We start from the raw sequence: 17,247 nt of genomic DNA on the forward strand, positions 1-17,247 counted from the left end.
AAGAGGACGAGCTCAAAGAGCAAATCAGTCGCTTCCCTGGCTCTCACTATCGATTATCTCCAAGTAGACATTCCAAGGGATCGTAGTCGCTCCCATGTACTCAAGATGGGGAGTAATCCATTGGGTGTCAATCATAACCCAACCCTTTTGCTCAGCTAGGTCCATTAAAGCTAAAAGCGCAACTTTAGATGCATCGTTTCTTTTGTGAAACATAGATTCACCTGCGAAAAAATCTTCGAAAGCTACTCCATAGAGCCCCCCGATTAGTTCAGTGGGGTTTTTCTTGTCCCATACTTCGATCGAATACGCTTCACCTAGGTGGTGCAGTTCGCTATATATCTTGACTATCTTGTCGTTAATCCATTTACCGGGGCGGTCTGCCTCTGCGCAGCTTTGGATAACTTGGCTAAAGTCGTAGTTAACGGTCACTGTCATCGATTTAGCCGAATGGCGAAGACTCTTTGGAACCTTTATTAATTTGGAGTTGATTGGCGGCGGAATTGAGATTACACCTCGAACTTTAGGAAAGAACCAGCCATAGATGTAGTTTCCGAGGCCAAGATGGTCAAGTGGCATTGCGAATAGACCGATCCGATATCCATGGCGCACCATCTCCAAGGTTGGAGGGTCACTTAAAAATAGGAGGTCGCCCTCGAGCTTAAATGCCATATTGGCCACTTCGGATGCAGTGATATTCATGAATGAGTCAAAAGACTTTGGTGATAATGGTGATGTTGCCATTGAAATTGATTTTCTAATTGTTGCGGGCGATTATTGTTATGATATATGTCCGAACAGAACATGTCCGATAAAATTGCGGAACTAAATACCCGTAGGGAACAAGCTTTACACGCGGGAAGCGCTCGCTCGGTCGAGCGACAACATCAAAAAGGTAAATTGACTGCTCGTGAGCGCATCGATTACCTCTTAGATGAAGGATCATTTCAAGAGCTAGACATGCTTGCGCGCCATAGGGCCCACGGCATGGGACTAGAAGACAATCGCCCATATACCGATGGAGTGGTAACGGGTTTTGGGACGATTGAAGGCCGGAGAGTATGTATCTTTTCCCAAGACTTCACGGTCTTTGGTGGTGCGCTTGGCGAGGTCTTTGCTGAGAAGATTCATAAAGTTATGGATTTGGCGACTTCGGTCGGAGTTCCCATGATTGGCCTCAACGATGGCGCTGGTGCGCGCATCCAAGAGGGTGTGGTCGCGCTGCACTCTTATGGTGGAATCTTCTATCGAAATGTAGCATCCTCTGGCGTCATACCTCAACTCAGTGTGATTTTAGGGCCATGCGCGGGTGGAGCAGTCTACTCCCCAGCGATGACAGATTTTATCTTTATGGTAAAAGAGACCTCGCATATGTTTATTACCGGCCCAGACGTTGTAAAGACAGTTACAGGTGAAGACGTTACTCTTGAAGAGTTAGGTGGCGCAATGAGTCACGCTACCAAGAGTGGTGTGGCTACTTTTGTCTATGACGATGAAAAGCAATGTTTGGATGAAGTGCGCTATCTGCTCTCCTTCTTGCCATCCAATAACCTAGAGATGCCTCCATCCCAGGAGCCAACTGACGATCCGGAGCGACTAACTCCAGAGCTGGCAGAGATGATGCCAACGAGTTCCAACCAACCATACGATATGAAGAAGGTAATCTCTACCGTATTAGATGATGGCGACTATCTAGAGTACTTTCCGCACTGGGCTCAAAATATTACCTGTGGATTTGGCCGACTGAACGGAAATGTCGTAGGGATCGTGGGAAATCAGCCAGCGGTATTGGCTGGAATTTTGGATATTGACTCTTCTGAGAAGGCAGCACGCTTCGTGCGAACCTGCGACTCCTTCAACATCCCAATCGTGACCTTCGTGGACGTTCCAGGGTTTATGCCCGGGGTGGATCAAGAATATGGCGGAATCATACGCCACGGTGCCAAGTTGCTCTATGCCTATTGTGAGTCGACTGTCCCTCGAATTCAGGTCATAACCAGAAAAGCATATGGCGGGGCATACGTCGTTATGAACTCCAAGAGCGTAGGCGCTGATTTTGCCTTCGCATGGCCCTCTGCCGAATTGGCTGTTATGGGTCCACAAGGAGCGGTCGAGGTCGTCCATAAGCGCGAACTTGCGGATTCCGTGGATCCAAGTGCTCGTCGAAAAGAATTGGTTGATGAGTATGTGGACCGCTATGCAAATCCTTACGTAGCGGCTGAGCGTGGCTTTGTGGACGATGTTATCGACCCAGGAGAGACCCGAAGGGTGCTCATAAAAGCTCTAGCAGTTTTGGCGACTAAAAAGGAAGAGCTTCCACGTCGCAAGCATGGCAACGTTCCACTTTAGGAGATTGCGCTAGCGTTCTAGATTTCTAAATTATAAGAGAGTGTCTAAATTGAAGGTTACCCAAGTCCCAATTACCGATGAGGAGGCGCTGGCAGTCGTGGTTAGCGCATATCTTCAGATCTTGTCTTCCGAACAGGGGCAGGGATCTGCTCCAGCATCAGATAGCTATTCTTCGATGGTGGGGTGGAGGTTCTCGGGAAGGTGGTGGAGCCTTCCAGTTCCAGCAAGGCGGTCGCGTCCCTGGTAGCCGCTCTAATTTTCAATAGCACCCCAGACCGCAAGATTTTGGTTGCATTGGGGTGCTAAACGAACGGAGCGGTTCTTGTAACTTTTCTTTTACCTTTGCGTGGATCGCATAAATTAGATAAGTGATAGGCAAGTAAATCGTAATAAAGTCATAATAAAGCGCGTACTTTGATGGGCAGTTGCTATTGCCAGTTACTTACCCTACCTATCATGACCAGAACTCTATAGAAAAGTTTCGCGCCAACTTATTCAACTTTTAAAAATAGATTGTCATGTGTCGGCTTGACCTATTGTTGCCTAGAGATTGTCGGACTGGGCATCAAAATTTACAGTTTTGATGGCGCCCGCGATCTTTACTAGGCGTGATATGGAACTGTCGGCGCGACTATTACCTTACCGATTCCGGGCTCATTGGATGCGGCCAAGGCGTGCTCTAGAGCTAGGGTCGACCTTCCGAAGAGCTCCTGGGGTGCTGCCCCGTTGGTTGGATATCCAGCAACACCAGCAGATATCTTATGCACTATCGTACTTCCAGCTTTGATCTGGGCCACCTGGACTCGCTCGGCTACCCAAGCAGATCCCTCTTCATCGGTATCCTCTAGGATTAGTCCAAAGCGGTAGTCCCCAATTCGGGCTACGACGTCAGCTTCGCGCAGGGTAAGCCTTAGCAGGGATGCGAAACTTATGATCGAAGATGCAATCTCTTCATTTGATGGAGTCACCTGATCGATAAAGGATAGCTGAATTTGAACTACAGTTACTGGCCAAAGGCGTCTGCGAGCAGTTGCTACCTTGGCTTCTAAAATTGCCTTGAAGACAGGAAAGGTGGAGAGACCCGTTTCGGGATCAGTGCCTAGATGCGTTTGGCTTAGATCTGATGGCGTATTTGTCTCTGATTTTTCAACACCCTTATCGAAGTCTTTGGTCGATATGATAATCTTCTGTGCTTCGCGACGCTCGTCTTCCTGGGATGTGATTTTTGCACCAATCTGGAGCATCGATACCACAGCTAACGCTACCAATAGCAAGCTAACCAGGAGTACTGGGGCGTAAAAATATCCTATTACGCCCGCTACAACTGCGCACAGAAGGAAGACTATTGGGAGACGAAGCTTATTCACTCTTTTAGTTATCGGCACTTTTCCTCCAAGCTTTTAGCTATTTTTGGAACTTGATTAAATCAATTGCTATCGAAAGGAGATTATTGACCATGTCGATGTTTATCGACCAGCATCATAATATCCTCCATTATCTGCGTCATCTCAAAGTTCTTTGGTGTGTATATCGCACCCACGCCAGCATTGTGTAAATATTGGTGATCGACCTCGGGGATTATTCCTCCGGCTATGACCAAAGCCTCAGAGCCGAGGTGTCTCATTTGTGAGATGATTTCGGGGATTAGTTCTAGGTGGGATCCAGAGAGGATAGAGATGCCAACGACGTCAACGTCCTCATCGATAGCGCCTTGAGCGATTTCTAGAGGCGATAGACGAATTCCTTGATATATAACTTCAAAGCCCGCATCTCTGGCCGCTACGGCTATCTGTTCAGCTCCATTTGAATGTCCATCCAATCCAGGTTTGGCAATTAATATGCGGGGCGGCCCACCTTGCAGGCTGGCAGCAGCCACCCGCAGGGTTGCCATCTTGTCGCCTTTGGAGCCCGATACCTTTGAGATACCAGTTGGAGCCCTAAATTCGCCAAATATCTCACGTAGTGTGTCGGCCCATTCTCCTGTTGTACCACCGGCGATCGCTAAGGCTATAGAGGGTTCCATAATGTTGGTGCCACTTTTGGCTGCTTGTGCGAGATCTAAGAGCGCCTGTTGCACGGCTTGGTTATCGCGATTTTGCCGCCAATTCGCGATCTCTGTTCTCATCTTCTCCTCTATTGCCGAATCTACGACTAGGTGGGAGGCCTCCTCGTTGGCAGTGAGTGGGGATTTCTCGGTCTCTCTGAATTTGTTGACGCCCACGACGATTTGATTTCCCGCTTCGATTTTGCGAGTTCGATCGGCTTGAGATTGAACCAGGCGCCCCTTCAATTCATCGATGGCGTCAAAGGCACCACCTAGGGCCAAGATCTCATCTAGTTCCCTTTTTGCATCCTTGGCAATTGAGTTGGTCAATCCTTCAACGACCACAGAGCCCTCAAAGATATCTGGATAATCAAGTAGATCTGTCTCGTAGGCGAGGATCTGTTGAATTCGTAAAGACCATTGTTGATCCCAAGGGCGAGGGAGTCCCAATGCTTCATTCCATGCGGGTAGCTGGAGAGCCCGCGCTCTGGCATCGCGTGATAAGGTGACTCCAAGTGCCTCTAAGACGATCCTGGTCATATTGTTTTCAGGCTGTTGCTCTGTCAGCCCGAGCGAATTTACTTGGACGCCGTACCGAAATCGCCTAAGTTTTGGATCGCTGACTCCATATCGATCGAGACAGATCTCTTCCCAAAGCTTAGAAAAGGCACGCATCTTCGCGATCTCTTCAATGAAACGAATTCCTGAATTTACAAAGAATGACATTCGTCCAACCACTGCAGGAAATTCATCGCTGGTCAGTTGCTTTGACTCGGCGACTGCATCCAGTATCGCTATCGCATTTGCAAGGGAGAAGGCAATTTCTTGTACGACTGTGGCACCAGCCTCTTGGAGATGATAGGAGCAGATGTTGATGGGATTCCATCTCGGAACGTTGCGAACGGTATAGGTGATCATGTCGACGATGAGCCGACGTGAATGCTCTGGCGGAAAGATAAATGTACCGCGAGAGAGGTACTCTTTTATAATGTCGTTTTGTGTTGTTCCGGCTAGATCTTTGGGGGCAACCCCGTGATTGGTCGCATTTGCAATGTAGAGAGCGAGCAACCAAGGCGCAGTGGCATTGATCGTCATCGATGTGTTCATATCTTCCAGAGGAATTTGATCCAACAGTTCTGACATGTGACCAAGGTGAGCGACAGGTACACCAACTTTGCCAACCTCACCCTTTGCTTGGCTTGAATCAGGGTCTAAGCCAATCTGGGTTGGAAGATCAAACGCTATCGAAAGGCCAGTTTGTCCTTTTGTGAGATTTGTTCGATATAGCAAATTAGATGCTTTGGCGCTCGAATGTCCGGAGTAGGTTCGAAGTACCCACGGTTTGTCGGGCTTTGGAAGTCGAAATTGGAAACTGTTATCTTCTGTCATAATTAGAACTTCAACCTTGTGATGTGGCGCAACCCGACTGAAAGAGTGGCTTATCCTTGTGGATAAGTTCCTACGTATCTTATTTAGCCTAGCAAATCGTTTTCTTATCTTTGTGAACTTAGCCATCTAGCGATGGTTTTAATCTTAGATTCTAGAACTATAGGGTTCTATTATCAACCTATGTAGTTTGTAGATCCGAGATCTTGAACCTTCTTAATAGATCCTTTGCCTAGGGGTAATTCGCCGTTTGAAATCAGGAGTGATTTAGATCTAATTGGTAAATTACTCCCCTTTATAAGGATTGCCCCTCTCGTCAATAACTAGCTGGCGGGAGGGGCATATGGCAATGAGGTGCAGTCGCTCTATGGGTCTTTATTTAATCCCGGCAACTTTAGCGATAGTCAAAGAAACCTCGTTTTGATTTGCGGCCCAAATATCCAGCCGCCACCATGCGTCGAAGGAGCGGTGATGGAGCGTAGTTGGGCTCTTTGAACTCTTCATATAAGGCGTTTAGGATTGCCAAGGAAGTGTCAAGTCCGACCAGATCCAAGAGTGCGAAGGGGCCCATCGGGAAGCCGCAGCCACCTCTCATTGAGATATCTATCTCTTCCATGGTTGCCATCGCACTTTCATAGAGTTTGATGGCATTGTTTAGGTATGGAAATAGCAGTGCATTCACAATGAAACCAGCTTGGTCCTTCACCGTAACAACATCTTTTTTACAGGCACGGGCGAAGGCTTGTGCGGCTTCGATCGTTTCATCTGAGGCAGTGATTGGCTTTACGATCTCAACTAGCTTCATCAAGGTAGCGGGATTGAAAAAGTGAATCCCGCATACTCGCTCTGGATGTTTGGTTGCGGCAGCGATCTCGACTACAGCAAGGGTCGACGTGTTGGTGGCTAAAATAGCCGTCTCCTCCACGATTAGGGAAAGCTCTGCAAAAAGATGCTTTTTGATAGTGAGATCTTCAACCACTGACTCAATGAGGAGGTCGCAAGGAGCAAGAGCTTCGATATTGGTGGTCACCCTTATCTTTGAAAGAATCTCCTTCGCCTCTTCTTGGCTTATTTTTCCTCGTTCTATCTTGCGAAGAAGCGACTTTTCGACGTTATGTCGCATTTGGTCGGCAGTATCTTGCTTGCGAGAGCGCAGCGTTACCTCAAATCCAGCCTCTGCGGCACATTCTGCAATCCCAGAGCCCATGATTCCAGAGCCCAATACTCCAATGTGACGAATTTCCATTCAAATAATGTAGCGCTAAATTTCAGATTCGCCAATATCAAAGTAGTGGTTTCTGCGCCGTTGACATTGGGAAGATAGTTTGGTTCCGAATGGATTGTAGTTTTAATTAGAGATAAGGCTTATAAATCTAGCTCTATTGTGTCGTGCTGGCTTTTTTATAGCTGAGATTATGGTTCGACAGTATCTTATTTTGGTTCTTGTTAGCGAATGAATTTAATAGGAGTATATATTTTCCTATTTTGATTTTATTTCGAATTGTTTTTAAATATAGATTCGAAAATAGCCATAGTTTGCTAAAGATATACCTAGAATTGCCGACTTTCAAGGTAGCTCGCGTGGATCCCAAAGGGTTTATGCCGTGATCTATTAACTAGGGTATGCGAGATCAACCATGCCACTTATGAAGCGAACGATGACAGGATTGGTGATAGTTGGCGGCATGCAACTCTTGGGGTCGGGGTTGTTGGTTTACTCTGCTGCCTCCAGCGCCTCTAGCTTAGCGACGAGTTATAAGTCCAATGATGCAGCCATTGGTAGAACATTGACCACTATTGACTCACAATATTGGAAGATGGACGATGATTTGAATAACTTCGTCTACTACGTGGCAAAACGAGATAAGGTAAATTCTCAAGGATTCAAAGTAGCGGCAAATGGGAATTTAGCAGCGATCGATTCAAGTCTTCAGAGAGCTTTAAAGTTAGCTAACGGAACTCCTTTGGTCTCGACTCTCAATCGGATTCAGAATGATATCTCTGGATATGCCAAGAATAGTTCAGGTGTCTTTAGCGCAGCCTCTGTGGGCAATTCGACTTTAGCTTACAACCTTCAGATCAACGGAAACGCCAAACAGTCAAACGACCTTACCTCTGTTCTTCCCCTTGCTAGTTCTCAGTAGAAGGCTCTTTCGGCGGCGAAGTTGAACTCTGTCGTCTCTAAATCGTCCCAGTTGATATTGATTGCTATCTTGGATTCGCTGCTGGGGTTAGGGCTATTGACAGGCCTAGGATTCGCCTTTAAGACGACAGTGTTGAGGTCGCTGAGCAAGGCGATAGCGGCTCTAGCGGCCTTGAATGACGCAAGCATGGCTAACGACGATTTGGATGAAATGCGTCCAGATGAGTTTGGGGAATTAGCTAAATATTTTCATCTTTATTATGGCCGCTATCAGAGGTTTTATAGTAACGATGGAGGTATTGAACTCAGACTCTAAGTTAATTGGAGAGAGATCTTCGCAGATCCTTGCGACTTCTCAAGACACCACCAGTCGTGTTGAAGACGTAGCGTGGGAGGCGGATTCGGTTACTCACCATATTGAGGCGGTCGCCAATGCTACATATGATATGCGCTTAGCGATAGCAGAGATCTCCGAGAATGCCACAAAGGCCACATCGGTAGCAACTCGCGCGGTAGAACTAGCCGCTAAGAGATCGGGGACTGTTGACGTCTTGTCTGAATCTGCCAACGAGATTAAAGGCGTTATCGAGGCGATTACCTCAATAGCTGAACAGACTAACCTGCTTGCGCTCAATGCGTAGATCGAGGCAGCTCGAGCCGGTGACGCAGGTCGAGGATTTGCGGTAGTCGCAAGCGAGGTCAAAGAGTTGGCGAGTGGGACTGCAAGGGCAACGGAAGATATAGCCTCTAAAATTGCGGCGATTCAACACGATATGGCAGATACTATCAATGTGATTAGTGAGATTCGCGGTGTTATCGATATGATTAGTGATTTTCGGAGTTCTATTTCGTCTGCTGTTGAGGAGCAATACGCGACCACTGCGGAGATCGTTCGGGTCACTCAGGTGAGTTCCACGGAATCACACGCAATTGCAACTGCAATTCCTTTCGATGGAGAGGCGGCTGCTGCGACAAATACAGCTTCGATCAACGCTGCCAGTACCGCCGACGCCTTTTCAAAGAAGTTGGCCCAGGAACTTACATCACTAATAGGACGCTTTGGAGGTAGCTCGACTGCTCCGTCTCAGAGTTCCACTGTTGGAAATCATTCAGCACTCAGAGCTCAAAAAGGACCTAAGCGTGATCGATTCGGCCAGGGTCCCTCTCGGGCAGGACGATCTACCGCAAATTTTTCTGGCAGTCGTAGCTCAAAGAGATAGGGGAATCGGGTGCCGCTAATTCCCTCAAGTCGGTGTTACTTTGGTATCGCTATGCATTGGCGATGTGGTTGATCGATGTAAGGTCTCCTATTGGGAGGAGACCTTACATCTAGACAGGGTTTCTCGTCATGTAATACCTAGCGTAAGGCCAATCGATTTGCCTTGGCAGAAGATGGCGGGAAGCCGAAGAACGCGTTCGGATTCTAATTGAGGATCTTGACTTTTGGCGGCATGGGAAAATCTTCCTCATCGTTATGAAGATAGCCATTGGGAATACTCAACTAGTTTCTGTATCGAATTAGTTGGAGTTAAGGTGCCGTTTCAGTCGCTGAGCCTGGTTTGAAAGTGGATTTTCCAGCAAGCTCCCCTCTTCAAGTATGTCGTTTTTAATCCTATCTTTCTCCTTGTCATAACGCCGCGGCGAATCTGCATGGATAGTGCCATAGGATCTAAAGTTAGTTTGGTGGTCCAATTCGGTGGCCATCAAGATCTTTCGGAGACAAGATCTTTCGAATAAGGGATGGGACATTATAAAAAAATGACTTATGGGGTACTTGGCTTTGTTGGAGGCAATGAGTGGGGGAAGGATTGCACGTTTGATCAGAGGCTACTTGAAGTCTCTGGTGCTAGCGAAGTTCTAGTACTTCCTACGGCTGCTGCTTATGAATATCCAATGCGGGTTATTCAAAATGCCACAAATTATTTTGACGATTTTGGTGTTACCACAAAAGGATTGATGGTCCTGAGCCATGATGACGCCAATGATCGTCGCAACGCCCAGACCATAGCGCAAGCCAAGTTTATCTATTTGAGCGGCGGGTCTCCTCTGCATCTGAGAAGTGTTCTCAAGGAGTCTCTTTGCTTTGGGGCACTTCGTGATGCTTGGCAAAATGGCGCTACGTTGATCGGTTCAAGCGCTGGAGGTATGGTTCTTACGGATCCTATGGTGGATCCAAGAGGCGGTGCGTTTACCCTTGGATTGGGTTTGGTGAAGAAGTTTGCCTTTAGTCCTCACTACTCCGAATGGTCTCAAGAGAGGCGCAAGAGAACTCATCTTTTGGAGGGTTCGGATTTTGTCACAGTTGGAGTCGACGAGCAAACCGCGCTCATTAGATGGTCAAATGGTGAATGGGAAGTCCTTGGAAAGGGCAGTGCCGAGGCGTACTATTTCGGTAAGGAAATTAGCCTCGGCGACCTTGAATATCACATCGAGATCCCTTGATCCCTTAGTGGTTATTCGGCTTCTGCTATTACAACGCTTTCAATGACTATGCGCTCTTTGGGCTTGCCAGAACCGGTTCCCACGGCCTCTATTGAAAGAACTACTTCCATTCCCTTTATGACCTGACCAAAGAGGGTGTAGAGGGGTGGAAGTGAGACGCCCGATTCGCCGGTAATGACGAAGAATTGACTTCCGTTTGTATTGGGGCCAGCATTAGCCATTGCTAAGGAACCGATTTGATACTGGTTCGCCTTAGGCAGCTCATCTTCAAATCGATAACCGGGCCCGCCAGAACCTGTTCCGGTGGGGTCTCCACCTTGGATGACAAATCCAGGAATGATACGGTGGAAGATCACTTCGTCGTAGTAGTGATATCTGGCTAGAAAGACGAAATTATTTACCGTCTTTGGAGCTTTGATCGGATCTAATGCTACGACGAATTCGCCCTTATTTGTAGTAAAGGTAGCGCTATAGCGCTTGTTTACATCAATACATTCGGGCGGAGCCGATGTGAATTGTTGGATCTTTGGGCTCGATCCATCGGGGTTGGGACAGTCCATTTGAAGCCTCTTTTTTCCTAGTCCAAACATTTAGTATCGGGACCACCTTCTCGGTTAAGTGACCATTTGCCAATAACTTGAATCTATGTTGTATTTTTGCAACTCACTCCAAGTTATTAGCAAATGTGTGGACTACGGTCCGGTAATTGTTACGGAAAGCATTTTATGTACTACTTTTGGCGTACCAGAAGCCGTCCCATCTGCTGCAATCGCATTTACCGTCGACATTCCTGAGGTTACTTGGCCGAAGATTGAATATTGGTATGGAAGAGTCGTTCCTTGGGCTCCAACCACAATAAAGAATTGACTTCCATTTGTATTTGGTCCAGAGTTAGCCATTGCTACAGTTCCGATCTTATAGCTTTGGCCAGGTGGCAATTCGTCAGCGAACTGATAACCCGGTCCGCCAGTTCCAGTTCCGGTAGGGTCTCCGCCCTGAACTACAAAGCCTGGAATAACTCGATGAAAAATAATTCCATCAAAATAGTGGTACCGGGCAAGGTAGACGAAGTTGTTGACTGTTATTGGATCGGTCTTAGCATCCAAGCTGATCACAAAGGAGCCGACATCAGTCTTTACCGTGGCCGTATAGGTTGCGGCAGGATTGATGCACATTGGCGGGGCTGCCGGAAACTTTATGATCCTTGTAGCTGAGCCACCAACTGGTGGGCACGCAAGTGGCGTTGGAGCAGCCGTAGTGGTAGTGGCTGCCGTCGTAGTTGGAGCAGCCGTCGTAGTAGGCGTCGGGTTAGTAGAGGTCGTTGCCGAAGTTGCCGACTTCGTCGTCTTTGAACCCGAAGGTCTTGAGACGAGATAGACGGCCACAATGGCCAATACCACAAGGATCGATCCGTAGATTACCTTTTTATTTCTAGTCTTTTTCTTAGCCACAGCTACCTGCTCAGCTCTCTTTTTGGCTTGGTTAGCCCTTATACGTTCTCGTTTAGCACTTGGCACGTAGAAAAAAGCTAGTCGCACTTTGAGCAATTCCCAAACAATCGGAGCTCGGAATCGTCGTATTTTTACAGATAAGTCAATTAGTTTTATATCCCGTGGCGTTGATAATACAGAAATTTGGTGGAACGTCGGTCGGCGACGCAGATCGCATCAGAGCAGTGAGCGATTATGTGGCGAGAACCAGACGTAAGGGTGATCAGGTTGTCGTGGTAGTTTCTGCGATGGGAAAGACGACGGACGACCTGATTCGGCTTTCGAAGGAAGTCTCTAAGACTCATCCGGGTAGGGAATTGGATATGCTACTCACGGCGGGTGAGCGCATCTCAATGGCCCTTATGTGTATGGCTTTGGCTGATCAAGGAGTTCCTTCGGTTTCATTTACTGGATCGCAAGCGGGAATTATTACCGACACAGATCACACCAAGGCAAAGATCCTAGAGATCCGCCCCGATCGCCTCTTTGAAGCCCTAAGCGAAGGTAAAGTGCCTGTCGTGGCTGGCTTTCAAGGTGTGTCGACTGAAAAGGATGTGACTACGCTCGGTCGAGGTGGTTCTGATACGACTGCAGTGGCCCTAGCAGCTGCTCTAGGTGCTGATCGGTGTGAAATCTATACTGACGTCTCGGGCGTCTTTACTGCTGACCCTAGAGTGGTTCCAAATGCCCATAAGATTTCGAAGATCTCCTTTGAGGAGATGCTTGAGATCGCAGCATCAGGTGGCCGGGTTTTGGCGCTAAGATCGGTTGAATTTGCTAGGAATTTCCACGTCCCGCTCCATGTGAGATCTAGTTTTACCTGGGAACCGGGGACTATAGTTCAAGAGGAGGACGAGACTATGGAACAGGCAGTTGTATCTGCGATAAGTCATGACATAACAGAGGTCAAGGTTACCATTACGGGGGTTCCGGATAAGCCAGGGATCGCAGCAAGGGTTTTTCGCGAAATTGCGAATCGAAATATTAACGTAGATATGATCGTCCAGAACACCTCTCACGAAGGTGCCACCGATATCTCCTTTACGGTACCTCAGAGCGATATGGCTTCTAGTTTGGAGATAACGAGGTCGATAGCCCTAGATATTGGGGCCGGTGAATCATATGCTGACTCTGGAATTGGACGGGTCTCCTTGATTGGCGCGGGTATGAAGTCGCACCCAGGTATAACCGCCACAATGTTTGAGACACTTGCCCTCCATGGCATTAATATCGAGATGATATCTACCTCTCCCATCAGGATCTCTTGTGTCGTTAGACAAGAGGCGGTTGAGGATGCCGTACGCGCCCTGCACGATGCATTTGAGCTTTAGGGTGGTCGAATATGAGGAGCTTTCGAGCAATTAGAGGAATGGCAGATCGGTCCTAATTGCCGATTTTTCATGAGCCGCTAATTTAGATCGAGAGCTCTGATTCAGACAGCTGATAGTGAGAGCTGATCTGGCCCAAACAATAAAATCACTGTCGCAGGGGTGTTGGAAATCCTCATTAAGCCTCTTTGGGTAGTTGGATGGATAGTTGATCTTTGCGGGGGTTTGTACGTGATATCGCGCTCATTGGCCTAGCAACTCATTTTCATTGTCCACAAAGTGTGGTTCCGACTCTTAGTTTGTGATATTAGGCTCTATGGCTATGAATTTGGCGATCTTTGGAGCTACAGGTCAGGTTGGCGTTGTGATGCGTCGACTGCTTCTTGAACGAGGCTTAGACGTAGGAGATGTTCGTTTCTTTGCATCCTCTCGATCTGCGGGAAAGCAGCTGCAATTTGGAGACAAAACCGTTGTTGTAGAAGATTCATCCGATGGCGATTTTCGAGGGATTGACGTGGCGCTATTTTCAAATGGGGCTAGCGCTTCAGTTGAATTGGCGCCAAAGGTTGCACAAGCCGGAGGAATCGTAATCGACAACTCTTCTGCTTGGAGAATGAATCCTTCTGTGCCTCTTGTCGTACCTGAGGTCAATGGAGACGAACTTTACTCGATACCTCTCGGAATTGTTGCTAATCCAAATTGTACAACGATGGTCTGCATGAGTGCTCTTTCTGTTATATCCACCCATTGGGGATTAAAGCGAGTAGTGGCATCGACTTACCAAGCCGTTTCTGGTGCGGGTATCGCTGGGGTTAGCGAACTGAAAGATCAACTCAAAGCTGGAGGCGATCGGCTTTCGGAGTTGACCTTCGATGGTGACGCGATTGATTTTGGTGAATTGAAAAATAAGTTTGTTGAACCGATAGCCGCTAATGTGATTCCGCTTGCGGGATCTCTGGTCGATGACGAGACAAACGAGGAGCACAAGTTCCGAGACGAAAGCCGTAAGATTCTTCGACTGCCAGATCTCGCAGTGGCCGCTACGTGTGTTCGAGTGCCGGTCTTTACGGGTCATTCTATCTCATTAAATTTGGAGCTAAATTCTGCCTTTGAAATCGATCAAGTGCGTAAGGTCCTTTCGGAGGCTCAGGGTGTTGTCTTGGACAACGTCCCGACTCCCCTCAAGGCCGCGGGGATTGATCCTAGTATTGTGGGTCGAATCCGAAGAGACTCAAGTGTGCAAAACGGTTTGGCACTTTTTATCTCGGGCGATAATCTTCGCAAGGGGGCTGCCCTCAATACGATTCAAATTGCAGAGGCCCTTATTGAGCGTGGGTTGGTCTAGAGATAGGGGCTTTGTGTTCATTTGCCTTACTTGTTTGTTTTCGCGGAGTTTTTCCGAGATTAATGACAGGGAGAACTTCCATAGCGCTTTAGAGGTGGGCTTGGCCCCTATTGTGCGCCAATCTTCGATTGGCACTTTTGGGGCTCGCTACTGCTACTCTCCAGCTGAGCACTCTTGAACGAAGTTTACTATAACGCCTATATGACGAGGTTAGTGCCTATTGGGGTGCCAGCACAGGAGCTTGGGGTACACCCCATGACGCTACGGAGATGACAAGCAGAAGGACGTATCGATCCTCCTATACGCACACAAGGAGGCAGAAGGCGTTATGACCTATCTAAGCTTCGTGCTATTACTCCTCATAAAGCTCCATCCACCAGAGCTACCATCGCCTATGCCCGCGTGTCAACCAACGCTCAAAAAGACGACTTGGTTCGCCAGGTGGCTCTCCTAGAGAGCTATTGCGCCGCAAACGGGTGGAGCTATGAGATCATCTCCGATGTAGGGTCAGGACTCAACTACCATAAGCGTGGACTAAAAGTGCTTATCTCTTGGATTTGCTCCGGCGAGGTAGATCGGCTGGTGCTCAGTCACAAGGATAGACTGCTTCGTTTTGGGTCAGAGCTTGTTTTGTCTCTTTGTGAGCATTTTGGAGTCGAAGTAATCATTATCAACGCTAGCGAGGATTCAACCTTTGAAGAAGATCTGACAAACGATGTCATCGAAATCGTAACCGTCTTCTCGGGCTGGCTATATGGATCGCATAACCATAAAAACAAAAAGGTTATGGAACGGCTTCAAGAGGTGGCCAAAGAGGTAACTCCATGATCCGATCTCCGAGCCTCACTCTATGGTTAGCATTATGAAGCGCACGGTACGTCTAGCCACGTTGCCACTGAACAAGAACAAGTATGACGAGACGCGCTCTGTGATTGGGCACTATAGCGACGCAAAGCGCGTCTTCGTAGCTCATCTGCGCCAGACTAGCCTATGGAGGCTGCTTGATAGAAGCAAAAGCTTTCGTGACTATGCAAAGGCACAGGGCTTATACCCAGAGGGCATCAACGTCCATTTGGTAGACCAAGCTGCCTTTGACGCCGTGGATACCTGTATTCGCCACATCGAGTCCTGCTTTGTAAGAACTAACGTCAAGGCAAGGGTGTGGAGACGCTTCACAGACGAAGATGAGAGGCATTATGCCTATGCTTGTCTAACGAGATACTCGGCTATTGGCCAAATCATGGGTGGCGGCGTGCCAGAGATCTCCACTGTGACTACCTCCCCCGAAACGGGTGCAAAGATAGCCTCGTACTTACATCGCGTCATTCGAGATGCACTCGATGGTAGCTGGCCAACCGTTATCAAGTCTCACTCTATGTCTTTGGACTCTACCTTGTATTCAGTGGTCGACAACGACACAGCTAAAGGCAAGACCAGACGCTATGTCAAAGTTGTCAGCTCAACTCGCAACAAACGCATCTCGCTACCCCTGTCTGGCATTTCTCGTGTGTCGGGGAATGTCAGGGTCGTACTTGATGAAGAGAACAAGCGGGCCTTCATTCACGTTAGCTACGACGTTGCAGCTCTAGCCAAGGCCACCGGCCCCGCCGTATCGCTCGACTGGGGAATCACCGAGGTCTGCACTGATGACTCGGGAGTTCATCATGGCGACGAGTATGGCCGAGCGCTTAGTTCCATGACTGAGCGCAGGCATAAGACCGGCAAGGCAAGGAACAAACTTCACGCTCTATCAAAGAGAGATGCTGGCTCCAGAAGAACCAAGCACATCTCACGAAATAACCTAGGGACCAAGAAACAAAAAGCTCGACTCAGGCGTGCAAAGGCACAACTACAGACAATTTCGGGCGCTGCAATCAAAGAAGTGGTCTACGGAGAGGGCAATCGCACCAGAGCTAATGGACGAGCTCCCCAACATCCATCACAACGGCCAAAAGAAATCATCACCGAAGATCTGTCTCACCTAGGGGGTAAGGCTAAGTCTAAGAAGATATCTCGACTCTGCTCATCGTGGGCAAGGGACGAGAACCAAGAACGCATTATGGTACATGCGCATGTCGGAACCTCCGGCATTAAAACGGTCAACGCGGCCTACACCAGCCAAACATCTCCTAATCCAACGTGTGGGTATGTCTCTTTCGACAACCGAAGCGGGGATGTGTTTCACTGTCGTAACCCCTATTGGGATTGCAATTGGCAGGGCGATGCAGATCACGTAGCCTCCATGAACATCAAATCAAGGATCCAAGATCACCAGATCGACCGGTTCACTCCCTACACGGAAGTGAGAAAGATTCTTGACGCGAGGTTCCTACGCTAAATGGAAAGCCGGAACATCCTCGAAGATGCCAAGGATAGCGCTCACGGCAGGACTCCAAGGATACCACGACAACGCGAGTTGGACGTGGGAGGTGTGCAACCACCGACTCGCCCTAGTTCTGTCCCCGTGGATGGGGCAGAACACGCAAAGGCGTCTGGAGAGCGAAAACAAAAGAGGTGCATATGAATGTATATGTATTTCGGAGCGGGTTGAAGAGAGACTCGATAAGCCTCTCTAGCTTCTAATTTAGCTTGTCGGTGTGAGTTTGTCAGAGCCCCTCTCGTGGCCTTCGAACAAACTCAGGTAAACTCATTTGAGGGTAATGACTATTTCCATAACTAACTTTCTTCTTGATTTTTCCGGACCTAGATAAATGAAGACAAAA

At 48.2% G+C, this 17,247-nt stretch carries 15 protein-coding genes and 2 pseudogenes; 10 read left to right on the plus strand and 7 right to left on the minus strand.

The genetic code is table 11. The features are described from left to right. Positions 1 to 24: 24 nt before the first annotated feature. Positions 25 to 741 (minus strand): leucyl/phenylalanyl-tRNA--protein transferase, encoded by a 717-nt coding sequence (locus tag ACIDITHRIX25_RS99305; protein WP_052606127.1) that lies wholly within the window; start codon positions 739 to 741, stop codon positions 25 to 27. 45 nt (positions 742 to 786) lie between these two features. Between ACIDITHRIX25_RS99305 and ACIDITHRIX25_RS99310 the strand changes: the two genes are divergently transcribed. After that, complete coding sequence (locus ACIDITHRIX25_RS99310) at positions 787 to 2,346, plus strand: acyl-CoA carboxylase subunit beta (RefSeq protein ID WP_249685793.1); 1,560 nt, start codon at positions 787 to 789, stop codon at positions 2,344 to 2,346. 49 nt (positions 2,347 to 2,395) lie between these two features. Then, positions 2,396 to 2,593 carry a hypothetical protein gene (locus ACIDITHRIX25_RS99315; protein WP_052606123.1) on the plus strand — a complete coding sequence of 66 codons (198 nt, stop codon included), beginning with the start codon at positions 2,396 to 2,398 and terminating at the stop codon, positions 2,591 to 2,593. A gap of 355 nt (positions 2,594 to 2,948) precedes the next feature. Here the strand turns inward: ACIDITHRIX25_RS99315 and ACIDITHRIX25_RS99320 are convergent, their stop codons facing one another. The 3 genes from ACIDITHRIX25_RS99320 to ACIDITHRIX25_RS99330 all read right to left on the minus strand — a co-directional run bounded on the left by ACIDITHRIX25_RS99320 (position 2,949) and on the right by ACIDITHRIX25_RS99330 (position 7,022). Then, the gene (locus ACIDITHRIX25_RS99320; protein ID WP_152626058.1) at positions 2,949 to 3,731 is read right to left on the minus strand and encodes a GGDEF domain-containing protein; all 783 of its coding nucleotides are present in this window, start codon (positions 3,729 to 3,731) and stop codon (positions 2,949 to 2,951) included. A 62-nt stretch (positions 3,732 to 3,793) separates the two neighbouring features. Then, entirely contained in the window at positions 3,794 to 5,779 is a 1,986-nt protein-coding gene (locus ACIDITHRIX25_RS99325) for an ethylmalonyl-CoA mutase (RefSeq protein WP_052606119.1), read from the minus strand. Positions 5,780 to 6,170: 391 nt separating this feature from the next. After that, the gene (locus tag ACIDITHRIX25_RS99330; RefSeq protein ID WP_201731833.1) at positions 6,171 to 7,022 is read right to left on the minus strand and encodes a 3-hydroxyacyl-CoA dehydrogenase family protein; all 852 of its coding nucleotides are present in this window, start codon (positions 7,020 to 7,022) and stop codon (positions 6,171 to 6,173) included. A gap of 412 nt (positions 7,023 to 7,434) precedes the next feature. Between ACIDITHRIX25_RS99330 and ACIDITHRIX25_RS99335 the strand changes: the two genes are divergently transcribed. Next, positions 7,435 to 7,920 (plus strand): hypothetical protein, encoded by a 486-nt coding sequence (locus ACIDITHRIX25_RS99335; protein WP_213333470.1) that lies wholly within the window; start codon positions 7,435 to 7,437, stop codon positions 7,918 to 7,920. Here the strand turns inward: ACIDITHRIX25_RS99335 and ACIDITHRIX25_RS99340 are convergent. Further along, positions 7,914 to 8,108 (minus strand): hypothetical protein, encoded by a 195-nt coding sequence (locus ACIDITHRIX25_RS99340; protein WP_152626057.1) that lies wholly within the window; start codon positions 8,106 to 8,108, stop codon positions 7,914 to 7,916. The two genes, ACIDITHRIX25_RS99335 and ACIDITHRIX25_RS99340, sit on opposite strands and share 7 nt — an antisense overlap. 257 nt (positions 8,109 to 8,365) lie before the next feature. On the opposite strand from ACIDITHRIX25_RS99340, the pseudogene ACIDITHRIX25_RS99345 reads away from it, so the two are divergent. Continuing rightward, positions 8,366 to 9,139: pseudogene (locus ACIDITHRIX25_RS99345) on the plus strand (methyl-accepting chemotaxis protein). Between the two features lie 538 nt (positions 9,140 to 9,677). Next, entirely contained in the window at positions 9,678 to 10,361 is a 684-nt protein-coding gene (locus tag ACIDITHRIX25_RS99350) for a Type 1 glutamine amidotransferase-like domain-containing protein (RefSeq protein ID WP_201731834.1), read from the plus strand. 11 nt (positions 10,362 to 10,372) lie between these two features. On the opposite strand, the gene ACIDITHRIX25_RS99355 is transcribed toward ACIDITHRIX25_RS99350, so the two are convergent. Beyond that, positions 10,373 to 10,951 carry a peptidylprolyl isomerase gene (locus tag ACIDITHRIX25_RS99355; RefSeq protein ID WP_152626055.1) on the minus strand — a complete coding sequence of 193 codons (579 nt, stop codon included), beginning with the start codon at positions 10,949 to 10,951 and terminating at the stop codon, positions 10,373 to 10,375. A gap of 102 nt (positions 10,952 to 11,053) precedes the next feature. Beyond that, entirely contained in the window at positions 11,054 to 11,899 is an 846-nt protein-coding gene (locus ACIDITHRIX25_RS99360) for a peptidylprolyl isomerase (protein WP_249685795.1), read from the minus strand. Positions 11,900 to 11,973: 74 nt separating this feature from the next. Between ACIDITHRIX25_RS99360 and ACIDITHRIX25_RS99365 the strand changes: the two genes are divergently transcribed. From ACIDITHRIX25_RS99365 to ACIDITHRIX25_RS99385, 5 genes and pseudogenes are all read left to right on the plus strand, one after another. Beyond that, positions 11,974 to 13,182, plus strand: coding sequence for an aspartate kinase (locus tag ACIDITHRIX25_RS99365; protein ID WP_052606106.1), 1,209 nt, complete (start codon positions 11,974 to 11,976; stop codon positions 13,180 to 13,182). Positions 13,183 to 13,495: 313 nt separating this feature from the next. Then, positions 13,496 to 14,524 carry an aspartate-semialdehyde dehydrogenase gene (locus ACIDITHRIX25_RS99370; protein WP_052606104.1) on the plus strand — a complete coding sequence of 343 codons (1,029 nt, stop codon included), beginning with the start codon at positions 13,496 to 13,498 and terminating at the stop codon, positions 14,522 to 14,524. Positions 14,525 to 14,725: 201 nt separating this feature from the next. Next, positions 14,726 to 15,352, plus strand: a pseudogene (locus ACIDITHRIX25_RS99375) (IS607 family transposase). Between the two features lie 34 nt (positions 15,353 to 15,386). After that, on the plus strand, positions 15,387 to 16,862 hold the full coding sequence (locus tag ACIDITHRIX25_RS99380) for a zinc ribbon domain-containing protein (RefSeq protein WP_201731835.1): 1,476 nt from the start codon (positions 15,387 to 15,389) through the stop codon (positions 16,860 to 16,862). Further along, entirely contained in the window at positions 16,863 to 17,048 is a 186-nt protein-coding gene (locus ACIDITHRIX25_RS99385) for a hypothetical protein (protein ID WP_201731836.1), read from the plus strand. Positions 17,049 to 17,247 lie beyond the last annotated feature (199 nt).

Source organism: Acidithrix sp. C25 (assembly GCF_904848545.2).

Coding starts and splice junctions, on each gene's coding strand:
- ACIDITHRIX25_RS99370 (WP_052606104.1), top strand. CDS start 13,496: ATGGCTATGAATTTGGCGATCTTTGGAGCTACAGGTCAGGTTGGCGTT.
- ACIDITHRIX25_RS99325 (WP_052606119.1), bottom strand. CDS start 5,779: ATGACAGAAGATAACAGTTTCCAATTTCGACTTCCAAAGCCCGACAAA.
- ACIDITHRIX25_RS99305 (WP_052606127.1), bottom strand. CDS start 741: ATGGCAACATCACCATTATCACCAAAGTCTTTTGACTCATTCATGAAT.
- ACIDITHRIX25_RS99385 (WP_201731836.1), top strand. CDS start 16,863: ATGGAAAGCCGGAACATCCTCGAAGATGCCAAGGATAGCGCTCACGGC.
- ACIDITHRIX25_RS99380 (WP_201731835.1), top strand. CDS start 15,387: ATGAAGCGCACGGTACGTCTAGCCACGTTGCCACTGAACAAGAACAAG.
- ACIDITHRIX25_RS99330 (WP_201731833.1), bottom strand. CDS start 7,022: ATGGAAATTCGTCACATTGGAGTATTGGGCTCTGGAATCATGGGCTCT.
- ACIDITHRIX25_RS99340 (WP_152626057.1), bottom strand. CDS start 8,108: ATGCTTGCGTCATTCAAGGCCGCTAGAGCCGCTATCGCCTTGCTCAGC.
- ACIDITHRIX25_RS99355 (WP_152626055.1), bottom strand. CDS start 10,951: ATGTTTGGACTAGGAAAAAAGAGGCTTCAAATGGACTGTCCCAACCCC.
- ACIDITHRIX25_RS99310 (WP_249685793.1), top strand. CDS start 787: ATGTCCGAACAGAACATGTCCGATAAAATTGCGGAACTAAATACCCGT.
- ACIDITHRIX25_RS99335 (WP_213333470.1), top strand. CDS start 7,435: ATGACAGGATTGGTGATAGTTGGCGGCATGCAACTCTTGGGGTCGGGG.
- ACIDITHRIX25_RS99350 (WP_201731834.1), top strand. CDS start 9,678: ATGACTTATGGGGTACTTGGCTTTGTTGGAGGCAATGAGTGGGGGAAG.